The organism is Sphingomonas sp. OTU376 (assembly GCF_038440415.1).
GTDB lineage: Bacteria > Pseudomonadota > Alphaproteobacteria > Sphingomonadales > Sphingomonadaceae > Sphingomonas > Sphingomonas kyeonggiensis_A.
The window spans coordinates 38,550-52,217 of sequence record NZ_JASATQ010000033.1; the positions used below are offsets into that span (position 1 = coordinate 38,550).

Here is a 13,668-nt window from a genome sequence, read left to right on the forward strand (position 1 = left end):
CGAAGCCCGCTGCGGAAGCCCAGCAGGCGAAATCCTATTTTGCAAGCCGGGCAGGTCGGGGCGTGGCTATTGCTTTCCGAGCAGCCAGCGCGAACCCATCCAACGCTCGCCGTAAACGCGAACCGTGCAACGATACCGGTCCACCTGTTTCCGCCAATGCGCGGCGAGGCGGGCATTGCCGGCACTTGCGGCATCATCGCGAAGTTTGCGGATGGCCTGGCATTCGCCGAGCTGTGCGGCGCGAGCCCACCATTTGCGGCCATCGGACTGGATATCGTCGCGTTCGTCTTCGAACTGCGCGAGGGTGAGCGCGGCATCCCGGTCGCCGGCATTGGCCCGCGCTACCAGGGTTCGATATTCCGAGCGCTTGATGTTCCAGCTGAGGCAGATCGCCAATCCGGCTACCAGGCCGGTGCCGCAGAAGGGCACGGTGGACGCGCGTGCCTCGGGCGTGGCGGGTGGTATGGTGGCCAGGGCCAGGCCGGCAGTCGCGGCGAGCAGCAGGTGGATGCGCATCGTTCCCCTTCCGATGGCGGTTTGTGGGGAGAGGGTCCGGCATCGCGGAGGTGGCGTCAATCCGGTTTGCGAACCGATTTGGGTGGATGCCGCTCCCCGGCGAAGGCCGGGGTCCAGCCGCGATGTCGCTCGCGAGGTTCCGGTGCCTTCGATAGTGCGCCGGGACTGGGCCCCGGCCTTCGCCGGGGATCTGTTTGGGGAATAGCGGGCCATCGTCGATTCTCATCGTCATCCCCGCAAAGGCGGGGATCCATTCTGGCTGATCGACGTGAGTCTCATTGCCACCGGCGGCAATGGATCCCCGCCTCCGCGGGGATGACGGCGGTAGGACCTTCCCCCCTTCAGTCCCGCCCGCCCGCCATTCTCCGACTTGCTCGTCGTCCCCCTGCCGACATCGTCGCGGGGCTTGCCCTTGGTGGTGCGCTGGGCCGCGGCGCGGGCGCCTTCCAGGACGGGGCCGCAGGCGGCCGCCTTGGCATCGCCGACATCGACGAACGCGATGATCGCCGCGAACGGGCTGGCGACGACGCCCAGCCCCAAGCCGACGCCGGCGCGGGCGACCAGCTCGGGCGAGATCACGTTCAGGCCCGGCCGGGCGAAATAGCCGTTCAGGCCGACCGGGGACTGGCCGGAGAACAGGCTGAACTTCTTGCTGTCGGCGCGCACCGCCAGGTCGATGCTCTCGTTGCGGAAGCTGAAGCCGCCGCGGCCGAGGATGACGTTCTTCTGGGTGTCGATCAGGATCGGATCCGCCGCGGCCACGCCGTTCCGCACGGTGAAGCCGATCAGCCCGCAATTGATCTGCACCGGCTCCTTCAATTTCTTCTCGAACATCTTCTGGACGAAGGTGCCGATATCGATCTCGGACAGCTGGACGTTGCGTGTCCATAGCGAGCCGCGCGGCAGGATGATCGCGATGCGGCCGTTCGAATTGGCAAGCGATTCGCGCACGCTGTCGCCGAGGCCGGTCATCTGCACCCGCGCCTTGACCGTGCCGCTGGTGCCGCTCTGCTCGACGCCCCAGCCGGCGAGCAACGTGCCCATCGGGGTGGGCGACAGGCGGATGTCGTAATCGGTGAAGACCGGCTGCTTGCGCGCGTTGATGCTGATGTCCGAGCTGACCGTGCCGCGCGCCATGCTGAAATTGAGCGGGCTGAGCTTGAGCAGCATGTTGTCGAGATCGAGCCCCAGCTCGATGTTCGACACCGGCATGCTCGGCGCGCGGACGTCGCGCACCGTCCAGTGGACCTTCGCGTCGAAGTTGCGAAGTGCGTCTATGCGGAGCTTCGCATCGGGCAGCAGGCGCGGCGTGCCGGAGACCTGGGTGATCGCACCGGCGGCGCCCTTCGCCGCCAGCGTGTTCGGATTGTAGCCGATGAACGGGCCGGCATCGACGATGTCGAGCGTGTCGGTGGCGAGCTGCGCGGTGAGCAGCATGCGCGGGCGCGTCATCTTCACGGTCATCTTGCCGGCAAGGTCGGAGTCGCCGAAGCGGCCCTTGAGGCCGGTGAAGCGCCATTCGTCACCGCGTTTGGTGAGCGCCGAGGTGAGGCGATAGGTGCGCGTGTCGGGCACGGCGATGCCGGCGAGCATGAAGACGTCCGCCAGGTTCGCCCCGCGGACATTCATGTGGAGGTCGGCGCCCTCGATCTCGGTGGCGCCGGGGAGCGTGCCCGAGACATCGACCTGGGTGCGCACCGCCTCGGCATGGAGCTTGAGCTGGTTCCTGCCGCCCGACACGGTGGCGTTGGGGGTGAGCAGCGCGCCGTTCATGACGAAGCGGGTGCCGCGCACCGTGCCGGCGCCGTCAAAGCCGATCGACGAAGCGAACTGGGTGTCCTTCGCTTCCACCGTGTGGATGCGGATCCCAGCTTCGACCTGCATGCGCGGATCGATGTAGCGGATCATCGTGCCCTGGACGAGCGCGCGGCGGATGACCGGCAGGTCGAGCGGCTCGCCCTTTTCCTCGCTGAACGTCCAGCTGTTGCGCTTGCCGTCCTTGTCCCAGCGCAGGTCGATCCGGCCGTCCTCGAGGCCCAGCCAGTTGATCCGCCGGCGGCCGGTGATCAGGCCCCAGGTGGAGATGCGCGAATCGATGCGCTTCGCCTCGAAGAAATTGCCCTTGCCGGCCCAGGCGGGGTTGGAGATCGTCATCCCCTCGGCGACGAATTTCACGTTGAGCGGGTTGAAATAGAGCTGGAAGTCGCCGGCGACCTTCACCTCGCGGTGAGTCTGCTGGGCGACGATCCGCTCGAAGCTGTGCTTGAGGAAGCGGCCCTTGGTGACGAACAGGATCGTCCAGGCGAGGACGACCAGGCCGAGGAGCGTGGCGGCGACCGCGATGACGCTGGCGAGGGGCGTGCCGAGGGGACGAATCGGGCGCGCGGGCGCGTCGGCGGGCGCTGGTGCCGGGTCGGCTGCGGTTATCGGGGCTTCGCGATCGGCCATGCTGGGAGAAAGCCCGGCGATGCCAAGGGGTTCCGATTCGGGGATTTGCCGGCATCCCAGACTATCCCTCGTCATTCCCGCGAAGGCGGGAATCCATTCTGGCTGGCGGTGCGGCTCCATCCGGCTTCAGTGCCAATGGATCCCCGCCTTCGCGGGGATGACGGGGTAGGGTGGAGGGGAGTCCAGAGACTCACCTTGCGCTCTCCCGACTCTTCGGCTAGGGGCCCCGCTTTCCGCGATCGTAGGGATGCGCCGGCTGAATGGGCTGCCGCGCGTGTCCGCAATCGTCGAACTATAAGGAGACGAAAATGCCCAAGCTCAAGACGAAGAGCGGCGTAAAGAAGCGCTTCAAGTTCACCGCCACTGGCAAGGTGAAGCATGGAGTCGCCGGCAAGCGCCACCGCCTGATTTCGCACAACGCGAAGTATATCCGCCAGAACCGCGGCACCTCCGTGCTCGCCGACGCCGATGTTGCACACATCAAGGCGTGGGCGCCCTACGGTCTGAAGTAAGGAGGGCCTGACAAATGGCACGAGTTAAGCGTGGTGTAACCACCAAGGCCAAGCACAAGAACATTCTTGAGCAGGCAAAGGGCTATCGCGGTCGTCGCAAGAACACGATCCGCATCGCCCGTCAGGCCGTCGAAAAGGCCGGCCAGTACGCGTATCGCGACCGCAAGGTTAAGAAGCGGACCTTCCGTGGTCTGTGGATCCAGCGCATCAACGCCGGTGTCCGCGCCGAAGGCCTGACCTATTCGCAGTTCATGCACGGGCTGAAGCTCGCCGGCATCGAGCTGGACCGCAAGGTCCTGGCCGATATCGCCATGAACGAAGGCGAAGCCTTTACCGCCATCATCGCGCAGGCGAAGGCGGCTCTGCCCCAGGCCGCCTAAGGCGACCTGCGCGAGTACGAGAAAATGGGGCGCCGGTGGCAACACCGGCGCCCTTTTTCTTTGTGCCGCTTCTTCTTTCGTCATTCCCGCGAAGGCGGGAATCCATTTAGGCTGACGGCGGGGTTCTTTCCTCCTGTTCAGCGGCAATGGATCCCCGCCTTCGCGGGGATGACGGTGTGAGGGAGGGTGGCGGTGGAGAAATATCCGTGCGTCTACATCCTGGCGAGCGGACGGGCGGGAACGCTCTATACCGGCGTGACCTCCGACCTGGTGGGCAGGCTCTACAAGCATCGCCAGGGGATCACGAAAGGCTTCGCGCATGCGCATCATGCCTTGCGCCTGGTCTGGTACGAGATGCATGGCGACATGGAAGCCGCGATCCTGCGTGAAAAGCGGATCAAGAAATGGAATCGCGACTGGAAGTTGAACCTGATCGAGCAATCGAACCCGGAATGGGTTGACCTTGCGATCGGGCTGGGCTTCGAGCCGCTACCGACAGTGTGAATGGATTCCCGCCTCCGCGGGAATGACGAGGTGACAAGTTGACGACCGATCTGGACCAGCTCCGCACCGACCTGCTCGGCGCGATCGATGCAGCGGCGGGGCTCGACGCCGTCGAGGCCGTGCGCGTGCATGCGCTTGGCAAGCAGGGGGCGATCACCGGCCTGCTCAAGACCCTGGGCGGGATGAGCCCCGAAGAGCGCCAGGAAACCGGCCCGCGCATCCATTCGCTGCGCGAGGCAGTGACCGAGGCATTGGCGACGCGGAAGGGCACGCTGGAGAAGGCGGCGCTCGATGCGCGCCTGGCCAGCGAGACGCTCGACATGACGCTGCCGGTCGACGGCGTGGCCGCCGGCTCGGTGCATCCGGTGAGCCAGGTGATGGACGAGCTGGCGGAGATCTTCGCCGATCTCGGCTTCGCGGTTGCCACCGGTCCTGAGATCGAGGACGACTGGCATAATTTCACCGCGCTCAACATCCCCGAGACGCATCCGGCGCGGGCGATGCACGACACTTTCTATTTCCCGCGCGAGGAAGACGGCAGCCAGAAATATCTGCTGCGCACCCACACCTCGCCGGTGCAGATTCGCACGATGGTCAAGGACAAGCCGCCGATCCGGATCATCGCGCCGGGCCGCGTCTATCGCTCGGACAGCGATGCGACGCACACGCCGATGTTCCACCAGATCGAGGGGCTGGTGATCGACAAGGGGATCACGCTCGGCCACCTGAAATGGACGCTGGAGACCTTCCTCAAGGCGTTCTTCGAGCGCGACGACATCGTGCTGCGGCTGCGCCCGAGCTACTTCCCGTTCACCGAGCCTTCGGCCGAGGTGGACGTCGGCTTCACCTGGCAGAACGGCAAGCGCGTGATCGGCGGCGATCCGCGCAAGAGCGACAATGGCGGCTGGATGGAAGTGCTCGGCTCCGGGATGGTCCACCGCAAGGTGATCGAGAGCTGCGGCCTCGATCCGAACGAATGGCAGGGCTTCGCCTTCGGCACCGGTGTCGACCGGCTGGCGATGCTCAAATATGGGATGGACGACTTGCGCGCCTTCTTCGACGGCGATCTGCGCTGGCTCAAGCATTACGGCTTCTCGGCACTCGACGTGCCCACGCTGAGCGGGGGAGTGGGCGCATGAAGTTCACCCTGAGCTGGCTCAAGGAGCATCTCGACACCGACGCCTCGCTGACCGACATCGAGGAGGCGCTGACCCGCGTCGGCCTCGAAGTGGAAGGCGTGGAGAATCCGGGCGAGAAGCTGAACGGCTTCCGCGTCGCCAAGGTGCTGACCGCCGAGCGGCATCCCCAGGCGGACAAGCTGCAGGTGCTGACGGTGGATACCGGCGAGCAGGTGCTGCAGGTCGTCTGCGGCGCGCCCAATGCGCGCGCGGGGCTGGTCGGCGTGCTCGGGACGCCGGGCGCGGTGGTGCCGGCGAACGGCATGGCGCTCAAGGTCGCCGCGGTGCGCGGAGTCGAATCGAACGGCATGATGTGCTCGACGCGCGAGCTCGAGCTGGGCGAGGATCATGACGGGATCATCGAGCTGCCGGCCGATGCGCCGGTGGGCACGGCGTTCGCCGACTATGCCGATCTCAACGATCCGGTGTTCGACATCTCGATCACCCCGAACCGCCAGGACTGCATGGGCGTGCGCGGGATCGCGCGCGACCTGGCGGCGGCGGGGCTGGGTACGCTCAAGCCGCTCGATGCCGAGCCGGTTGCGGTTGCGGGCGCGGGGCCCGAGGTGAGGATCGAGGCGCCCGAGGGGTGCCCGGCCTATTATGGCCAGACGGTCTCGGGCGTGACCAACGGCGCGTCGCCCGAATGGATGCAGCGGCGCCTGAAGGCGATCGGCCAGCGGCCGATCTCGGCTTTGGTCGACATCACCAACTATGTGATGATCGATCTCGGCCGGCCTTTGCATGTGTACGACAAGGCCAAGCTGTCGGGCGCGCTGACCGTGCGCAAGGCGACGGCCGGCGAGCAGGTGCTGGCGCTCAACGAGAAGACCTATACGCTAGACGAGACGATCACCGTGATCGCCGACGCCAACGGCGTGCACGATATCGGCGGGATCATGGGCGGCGAGGACACCGGCGTGTCCGAGGCGACCACCGAGGTGGTGATCGAATGCGCCTATTTCGAGCCGGAGCATATCGCGCGGGCGGGGCAGAAGCTCAACCTGACCAGCGATGCGCGCTCGCGCTTCGAGCGGGGCGTCGATCCGCAGTTCCTCGAAGACGGCATCGCGATCGCGACGCGGCTGGTGATCCAGCTGTGCGGCGGCACGGCGAGCGAGGTTACGCGCGCGGGGGTGCTGCCCAAGGTGGGCGTGACCACGGGCTATGATCCGAAGCTGGCCGAAACGCTGGGCGGGCTGGCGGTGCCGGCGGCGCGGCAGGTCGAGATCCTCGAGAGCCTGGGCTTCACGGTCCAGCCGCTCGACGGCAATGGCGATCCGGTCGAGCTGGATGCGGGCTTCGACGCGCTGCGCGTCACCGCGCCGAGCTGGCGCCGCGATGTGGATGGCCCGGCCGACCTGGTCGAGGAAGTGATCCGGATCGAGGGTATCGACAACGTGCCGTCCACGCCGCTCTCGCGCGTGCCGGGCGTGGCGAAGCCGACCGCGACGCCCGAGCAGAAGCTCGAGCGCAAGCTGCGCCGCACGGCGGCGGCGCGCGGGCTCAACGAGGCGGTGACCTGGAGCTTCGTCTCGGAGAGCGAGGCGGCGCCCTTCGGCGGCGGTGCCTGGACGCTGGCCAACCCGATCAGCGAGGACATGAAGGTCATGCGCCCGTCGCTGCTGCCGGGCCTGCTGGGTGCTGCCGAGCGCAACCTCAAGCGCGGCGCGACTTCGGTGCGCCTGTTCGAGCTGGGCCGGCGCTACCTGGCGGACGGTGAGCGGGTGACGCTCGGCGTGCTGCTGGCGGGCGCGAAGACCCCGCGCGGCTGGCAGGGTGGCAAGGCGCAGCCCTTCACCGCCTTCGATGCCAAGGCCGAGGCGCTGGCGCTGCTCGAGGCCGCCGGCGCGCCGGTGGCCAACCTGCAGGTGATGGGCGAGGCCGGCGAGGTCTGGCACCCGGGCCAGTCGGCGACGCTGCGCCTGGGGCCCAAGACGGTGCTCGCGGCATTCGGCATGGTCCACCCGAGCGTGCTCAAGGCGTTCGACCTCGACGGCGATGTCGCCGCGGTCGAGCTCTATCTCGATGCGCTGCCCGGCAAGCGCGGCGGCACCGGCTTCATGCGCACGGCCTATACGCCGCCCGCGCTGCAGGCCGTGACGCGCGACTTCGCCTTCCTGGTGCCGGCGACGCTGGCGGCAGGGGACCTGGTCCGCAGCGTCAAGGGCGCGGACAAGGCGACCATCGTCGATGCGCGGTTGTTCGACGTGTTCACCGGCACCGGCGTGCCGGAGGGACAGAAGAGCCTCGCCATCGAAGTCACGCTCCAGCCGGGCGAGAAGAGCTTCACCGACGAGGAGCTGAAGGCGGTCGCCGACAAGGTGGTCGCCGCCGCGGCCAAGCAGAGCGCGGTGCTGCGGGGCTGACCGGCACTTCCCTTGACGGGAGGATGGAGTACCAATCTCGTCATGCTGAACTCGTTTCAGCATCCAATGCGCCGCGAGCGATATCGCTCGTGGAGAGTTGGACCCTGAAACAAGTTCAGGGTGACGGATTGGGGCGAGAGCCGGTTGCCTTGCCGCTTCGCGCGCCGCATAGCCGCGGCACCGCAGCACGAGGAGCCAGCCCATGCCCACCGCACTCATCACCGGCGCCACTTCGGGGATTGGCGAGGCCTGTGTGCTGGCCTTTGCCGATGCGGGGTGGAATGTCGTCGCGACCGGGCGGCGGGCGGAGCGGCTGGCGCCGCTGGAGCGCGACAATGTCCGCACCCTCGCCTTCGACATCCGCGACGAGGAAGCCCGCGACGCGGCGCTGGACTCGCTGCCCGAGGGCTTCCGCGAATTCGACCTGCTGGTGAACAATGCCGGGCTGGCGCTGGGCCTCGATCCCGCGCAGGCGGCGTCGCTCACCAAGTGGAAGACGATGATCGACACGAACGTGACCGCGCTCGTCTCGATCACCCACAAGCTGCTGCCGATGCTGGTGGCGCGCAAGGGCGCGATCATCAACCTGTCGTCGGTGGCGGCGACCTATCCCTATCCGGGCGGCAATGTGTACGCGGCGACCAAGGCGTTCGTCCGCCAGCTGAGCCTCGACCTGCGCGCCGACCTGCACGGCACCGGGGTGCGCGTCACCTCGATCGAGCCCGGCATGGTCGAGACCGAGTTCACCCTGGTGCGCACCGGCAGCCAGGAAACCTCGGACAAGCTCTATGGCGGCGTGAACCCGATGACCGCCGAGGACATCGCCGAGACGATCCTGTGGGTGGCGACGCTGCCGCCGCACCTGAACATCAACAGCCTCGAGCTGATGCCGGTCAACCAGAGCTGGCAGGCCTTCGCGATCCACCGCGAGGGCTGAGCGCGCTCACGCCATCAAGGGCCGGATCTCGTCATAGGCGGCGCTGGATATCACCCAGGGCGACCAGTCGCGAACAAAGGTGAAATAGGCGAAGTCATGATCCCCGAGCGTGGTGATCATGTGCCGGGCGAGCCCCGGCCATCGCCGTAGCGTCCAGGGGTTTATCGCCACGCCTTCCGGGCGCGTGAGCGGGACGGAGGACATGTCGCATTTCAGCCGGTCGGTGCCGTAGTAATAGTAGAAAACCTCCACCGGCAGCGTCTCGTCCGGAAAGGCGAAGCTCGGATATATCTCGATTTCTATCTGGAAATCATTCGTCAGCCGCTGCTGGGCGAAGAGCAGTTCGGGCCCGATGAGCGTCCTGAGCCGGCGTCCGTTCATGAGAAGCTTGGCGGTGGGGGCGTAGAAGTCCATCACCGAGTACCAGACCGAGGGGTTGGCAAATCCCAGCCGGTCCGGCGCTGCGCCTGCCGCCTGATGCGTCGGCGCGCAGGCCCACCACCATTTGCGATAGGGAAGGTCCTGGCCGCCCGCCGTTCCCTTCTCATGATCATAGCCCATGATGAGATGGTAGCCGGGCGGCGGATCGCCGAGATCTCCGCCGCTTGCCGCCATCACGTAATTCGGTTGCAGGCGATCGGCGAGATCCGAGGTGAATCTTGCCGAGAAGATGAACTTGCCGGGGTCTTCGCGAAATTCCTCGAGCATGCGTTCGCGCAGGCCGAGATAGTCCTCCAACATCGTCTCGAGCGCCGGCGGGATGTTTCCCCGCATCTTGTCGACGGTCTGCGCACGGAACAGGGCAAGATCCCTGGCGATGGCCCCCTCGATGCTTTCGCCAAATATGGTGCGGCACGCCTGATCGACGAGTTCCCAGCAATCCTCGGGCGTGAGCGGCGGCGCGCCGGGTTGCGGCAGCTTGCCGGATTGGGTGAGTTCCACCGAGATCGCGGCAAAGCGTTCCGCCGGGTAGGAGGTGGCCGCATAGCCGGGGGCAGAGGCGCCGAAATAGTCGGTCTGCAGCGATGCGAACAGGATGCATTCGAGCAGCGACGGGTCGATCGTGATCGCATCCTCGGCCGTGACATCTCCCTGCACCACCCCCAGCCGCCCGGCGGTTTCGATCAGCGAGAGATATTTGGCGGCGAATTGCCCGGCATCGAACAGCGAGCCGTAGAAGCGCCGTATGCCCTCCTCGCCGAAATAGGTACCGACAAAATCGAGCTGCGCCAGGAAGGCCATGCATTCGAGCTGTGCCTCGCCGCCCAGCTCGAGCCTCCCGAAGCGCGTCTGTTCCTGCGCCCGGTCCCTCTCGATCATCTTTCGCCGACGGGTCAGTACCGATGCCAGGGTGGCTAAGTGGGCGGATGGGTTCTCGACCTTCGCGACCGCGCTGCGAACGGGATCGGCATAGATTTCGAGGGGGACATGGATCTTCCCCGCCTCCTGCCCCTCGCGAAGGATGAGGGGCATGTTCGCGTACATTTCGACGAACTGGCGGAAGCGGAACGCGCCGTAATTGCTGAACACGAAATCGAGGAAATGGCGCTTCTCGTGCCAGATCGCCGACACCATCTGCAGGCCGCGGTTGAAGGTCCTGTCGTCGTCGATGGATGCCAGAATGGCGATCGCCTCGTCGGACCTGCCCTGGGTGACCGCGGCGACCGCCTGCTGGATCGGCCCGCCGCCATCCAGTCCGCCGATCAGCTGGGCGTCGTACAACAACGACATCGTGGCCGGATCGAACTGGATGATGGGGAGCATGGCTAGCCGCCGATCTGGCTGATGTCAGTATCGGGTGTCAGCCTGGTGATCCGGGCCTGGCTTTGGGTATCGTTGACGATCACCGCGGTCTCGCCGCCGCCCTTTGGCTCGCTGCGCTTGAGCAGCGCCTTTACCGCGGCGAGGAAGCCGACGACCGAGGTGCCGGCTCCCATCATGATCGTGACGACTTCGCAGACCTGGCGGATCTCGTCGACGCCGAACGGCGCGTCCAGCGCGTCGCTGATCGATTCGGTCAGCATCGGCTCGGAGGCGGCATGGCCCTCCTGCCGTGCAAGCGCCGCGATCGCCGCGATCAGCGCGGGATCGCCGATGACATCGATTGTCTGACTGTTCATGGTGTCTCCTCCCGGGCGGCCTGGCCTTCAGGCTGCCCCCTCTTGCCCCTGTGTCGCCGGATTATAGTATCCGCCGCCGTCTTCCCCATGATCTATTAGGTCCAGAATGATCTCTATTCAGTCCGAGTCGCTGTCCGCCGCGATCAATCCGTTCGGCGCCGAGCTCTCCTCGCTGCGGGATGCGGATGGCCGCGAGCTGATGACCGATGCGGATCCCGCCTTCTGGAGCGGACGGGCGCCGTTGCTCTTCCCGATCGTCGGGCGGCTGATGGACGACAAATATCGGTTGGACGGCAAGGAATACACGCTGCCCCAGCACGGCTTCGCCCGTAAGCAGGATTTCGCGCTGGTCGAGCAGGCGCCGGACCGGGCGGTGTTCCGGCTGGTCGACAATGCGGAGACGCGCGCGGTCTACCCGTTCGCCTTCGCGCTCGATGCGGCGTTCACGCTGATCGACGCTTCGCTGCTGATGGAGATCACGGTGACCAACACCGGTGATGTCGATATGCCGGCGAGCTTCGGCTTCCACCCGGCCTTTGCCTGGCCGCTGCCCTATGGCTCGAGCAAGGAGGAGCACCAGATCGTCTTCGCCGACGAGGAGCCCGGCGAACTGGCGGCGATCGTCAAGGGCGGCTGGATGGACGCCGACAGCTGGGAGAGCCCGGTCGAGGACCGGATGCTCGAGCTGTATGACGAGCTGTTCGAGCGCGATGCGCTGGTGTGGAATCCGGTGCGCAGCCAGTCGCTCAGCTATGGCGCGCTGGGCGGGCCGCAGCTGGTCTGCGATTTCCCCGATACGCCGGCGCTGGGGCTGTGGATGAAGCCGGGCGCGCGCTATCTGTGCATCGAGCCCTGGCACGGCATCGCCGATCCGTACGGCTTCACCGGCGAGATCTGGGACAAGCCGCTGATGCTGCGCTTCGCGCCGGGCGAGGCGCGGACCTTCACGATGCGGGTTTCGCTCCGGGTCTAGGGCGGATCGCCTGGGGGAGCAGTTTAGTACAGGTGCGAGAAATCGCAGGCGTTGCCGAGAGGCTGCGCGACGACTAGAGGGCCGCGATGCCTTCTCCCTCCGACCGCCGTACCTTCGCGATCATCTCGCACCCTGACGCGGGCAAGACCACGCTCACCGAAAAGCTGCTGCTGTTCGGCGGCGCGATCCATCTCGCCGGCGAAGTGAAGGCGCGCGGACAGGCGCGGCGTGCGCGCTCGGACTGGATGAAGATCGAGCAGCAGCGCGGCATCTCGGTGACGTCGAGCGTGATGACGTTCGAGCGGAACGGGGTGACCTTCAACCTGCTCGACACGCCAGGCCACGAGGATTTCTCGGAAGATACCTATCGCACGCTCACCGCGGTCGATTCGGCGGTGATGGTGATCGACGTCGCCAAGGGCATCGAGAGCCAGACCCGGAAATTGTTCGAGGTCTGCCGGCTGCGCAACGTGCCGATCATCACCTTCGTCAACAAGGTCGACCGCGAAGGCCGCCACGTGTTCGAGACGCTCGACGAGATCGCCGACCTGCTCGCGCTCGACGTGTGCCCGATGACCTGGCCGGTCGGCATGGGCGGTACCTTCGAGGGCATCTTCGACCTCGCCACCAACCGCCTGCTGCTGCCCGAGGGCGACAGCCGCGAGTTCCATGGCAAGGTGGTGCAGACCTCGGGGCTCGACGATCCGCAACTCGACCAGATCATCTCGCCCGAGAACCTCGCCAAGCTGCGCGAGGATGTCGAGCTGGCCCAGGCGGGCTATCCGGCGTTCGACGGCGAGGCCTATCGCCACGGCGACCTGACCCCGGTCTATTTCGGCTCGGCGCTCAAGGAGTTCGGCGTCGATTCGCTGATCGAGGCGATCGCGACGCACGCCCCGCCGCCGCACGCGCTGCCGGCCGAGCCGGCGCCGGTCGCGCCCGATGCGGGCCAGGTCACCGGTTTCGTGTTCAAGGTCCAGGCGAACATGGATCCCAACCACCGCGACCGGATCGCGTTCATGCGGCTGGTCTCGGGCACCTTCAAGCGCGGCATGAAGCTGACGCCGACCGGGCATGGCAAGCCGATCGCGATCCACTCGCCGATCCTGTTCTTCGCGCAGCAGCGTGAACTGGCCGACGAGGCGTTCCCGGGCGACATCATCGGCATCCCCAACCATGGCGTGCTGCGGGTGGGCGATACGCTGAGCGAGAAGGCGGATGTGCGCTTCACCGGGCTGCCGAACTTCGCGCCGGAAATCCTGCGCCGCGTCGCCCTGAAGGACCCGACCAAGACCAAGCAGCTGCGCAAGGCGCTGGACGACATGGCCGAGGAAGGCGTGACCCAGGTCTTCTATCCGGAGATCGGCTCGAACTGGATCATCGGCGTGGTCGGCCAGCTGCAGCTCGACGTGCTGATCTCGCGGCTCGATGCCGAGTACAAGGTGGCGGCGGGGCTGGAGATGGCTCCGTTCGAGACGGCGCGGTGGATCTCGGCCGAGGATCCCAAGGACCTGGCGGAGTTCATGAGCCTGAACCGGGGCGCCATGGCCAAGGACCGCGACGACAATCCGGTGTTCATGGCCAAGTCGAGCTGGGAGGTCGGCTATGTTGCCGATCGCTATCCCAGGGTGAAGTTCGCGGCGACACGCGAGCGCTGAGCGCAGACCCGAGGGGTGGGGGGGGGGGGGCCGCCCCCCCCCCCCCGCCCCCCGAGGCGCGGGCCCGCGGCGC

At 66.6% G+C, this 13,668-nt stretch carries 12 protein-coding genes; 8 read left to right on the forward strand and 4 right to left on the reverse strand.

The genetic code is table 11. The annotated features are described in order from the left end of the window. Positions 1-66: 66 nt before the first annotated feature. Together AAHM44_RS14615 and AAHM44_RS14620 are read right to left on the reverse strand one after the other, a co-directional pair. Complete coding sequence (locus AAHM44_RS14615; protein ID WP_269573452.1) at positions 67-516, reverse strand: hypothetical protein; 450 nt, start codon at positions 514-516, stop codon at positions 67-69. A 228-nt stretch (positions 517-744) separates the two neighbouring features. Beyond that, positions 745-2,964 carry an AsmA family protein gene (locus AAHM44_RS14620; RefSeq protein WP_342250437.1) on the reverse strand — a complete coding sequence of 740 codons (2,220 nt, stop codon included), beginning with the start codon at positions 2,962-2,964 and terminating at the stop codon, positions 745-747. A gap of 308 nt (positions 2,965-3,272) precedes the next feature. Here AAHM44_RS14620 and rpmI point away from each other — a divergent pair, with 308 nt between their 5' ends. From rpmI to AAHM44_RS14650, 6 genes are all read left to right on the forward strand, one after another. Then, positions 3,273-3,476: a 50S ribosomal protein L35 gene (rpmI, locus tag AAHM44_RS14625; RefSeq protein WP_184162896.1), complete on the forward strand. Its 204-nt coding sequence runs from the start codon at positions 3,273-3,275 to the stop codon at positions 3,474-3,476. 14 nt (positions 3,477-3,490) lie between these two features. After that, positions 3,491-3,856: a 50S ribosomal protein L20 gene (gene rplT, locus AAHM44_RS14630; protein WP_116839693.1), complete on the forward strand. Its 366-nt coding sequence runs from the start codon at positions 3,491-3,493 to the stop codon at positions 3,854-3,856. A 186-nt stretch (positions 3,857-4,042) separates the two neighbouring features. Further along, positions 4,043-4,360 carry a GIY-YIG nuclease family protein gene (locus AAHM44_RS14635; protein ID WP_446745992.1) on the forward strand — a complete coding sequence of 106 codons (318 nt, stop codon included), beginning with the start codon at positions 4,043-4,045 and terminating at the stop codon, positions 4,358-4,360. 38 nt (positions 4,361-4,398) lie between these two features. Continuing rightward, positions 4,399-5,499: a phenylalanine--tRNA ligase subunit alpha gene (gene pheS / locus AAHM44_RS14640; RefSeq protein WP_269573455.1), complete on the forward strand. Its 1,101-nt coding sequence runs from the start codon at positions 4,399-4,401 to the stop codon at positions 5,497-5,499. Next, a complete protein-coding gene (gene pheT, locus AAHM44_RS14645; RefSeq protein WP_342250439.1) occupies positions 5,496-7,907 on the forward strand; it encodes a phenylalanine--tRNA ligase subunit beta in 2,412 nt (803 codons plus the stop codon). The genes pheS and pheT overlap by 4 nt, the downstream gene beginning before the upstream one ends. Before the next feature lie 202 nt (positions 7,908-8,109). After that, a complete protein-coding gene (locus AAHM44_RS14650; RefSeq protein WP_342250440.1) occupies positions 8,110-8,844 on the forward strand; it encodes an SDR family NAD(P)-dependent oxidoreductase in 735 nt (244 codons plus the stop codon). Positions 8,845-8,850: 6 nt separating this feature from the next. Here the strand turns inward: AAHM44_RS14650 and AAHM44_RS14655 are convergent, their stop codons facing one another. Then, positions 8,851-10,608, reverse strand: a complete 1,758-nt coding sequence (locus AAHM44_RS14655) for a hypothetical protein (protein ID WP_342250441.1) — start codon at positions 10,606-10,608, stop codon at positions 8,851-8,853. 2 nt (positions 10,609-10,610) lie between these two features. After that, a complete protein-coding gene (locus AAHM44_RS14660) occupies positions 10,611-10,964 on the reverse strand; it encodes a hypothetical protein (RefSeq protein WP_269573458.1) in 354 nt (117 codons plus the stop codon). A gap of 106 nt (positions 10,965-11,070) precedes the next feature. On the opposite strand from AAHM44_RS14660, the gene AAHM44_RS14665 reads away from it, so the two are divergent. Continuing rightward, positions 11,071-11,937, forward strand: a complete 867-nt coding sequence (locus tag AAHM44_RS14665; RefSeq protein WP_269573459.1) for an aldose 1-epimerase family protein — start codon at positions 11,071-11,073, stop codon at positions 11,935-11,937. A gap of 86 nt (positions 11,938-12,023) precedes the next feature. Next, positions 12,024-13,595: a peptide chain release factor 3 gene (locus AAHM44_RS14670; RefSeq protein WP_269573460.1), complete on the forward strand. Its 1,572-nt coding sequence runs from the start codon at positions 12,024-12,026 to the stop codon at positions 13,593-13,595. The last annotated feature ends 73 nt before the right edge of the window (positions 13,596-13,668 follow it).

What these genes read in the sequence shown, in the direction of transcription:
- AAHM44_RS14615 (WP_269573452.1), bottom strand. Translation starts at nt 516, where the DNA reads ATGCGCATCCACCTGCTGCTCGCCGCGACTGCCGGCCTGGCCCTGGCC.
- AAHM44_RS14620 (WP_342250437.1), bottom strand. Translation starts at nt 2,964, where the DNA reads ATGGCCGATCGCGAAGCCCCGATAACCGCAGCCGACCCGGCACCAGCG.
- rpmI (WP_184162896.1), top strand. Translation starts at nt 3,273, where the DNA reads ATGCCCAAGCTCAAGACGAAGAGCGGCGTAAAGAAGCGCTTCAAGTTC.
- rplT (WP_116839693.1), top strand. Translation starts at nt 3,491, where the DNA reads ATGGCACGAGTTAAGCGTGGTGTAACCACCAAGGCCAAGCACAAGAAC.
- pheT (WP_342250439.1), top strand. Translation starts at nt 5,496, where the DNA reads ATGAAGTTCACCCTGAGCTGGCTCAAGGAGCATCTCGACACCGACGCC.
- AAHM44_RS14650 (WP_342250440.1), top strand. Translation starts at nt 8,110, where the DNA reads ATGCCCACCGCACTCATCACCGGCGCCACTTCGGGGATTGGCGAGGCC.
- AAHM44_RS14655 (WP_342250441.1), bottom strand. Translation starts at nt 10,608, where the DNA reads ATGCTCCCCATCATCCAGTTCGATCCGGCCACGATGTCGTTGTTGTAC.
- AAHM44_RS14660 (WP_269573458.1), bottom strand. Translation starts at nt 10,964, where the DNA reads ATGAACAGTCAGACAATCGATGTCATCGGCGATCCCGCGCTGATCGCG.
- AAHM44_RS14665 (WP_269573459.1), top strand. Translation starts at nt 11,071, where the DNA reads ATGATCTCTATTCAGTCCGAGTCGCTGTCCGCCGCGATCAATCCGTTC.
- AAHM44_RS14670 (WP_269573460.1), top strand. Translation starts at nt 12,024, where the DNA reads ATGCCTTCTCCCTCCGACCGCCGTACCTTCGCGATCATCTCGCACCCT.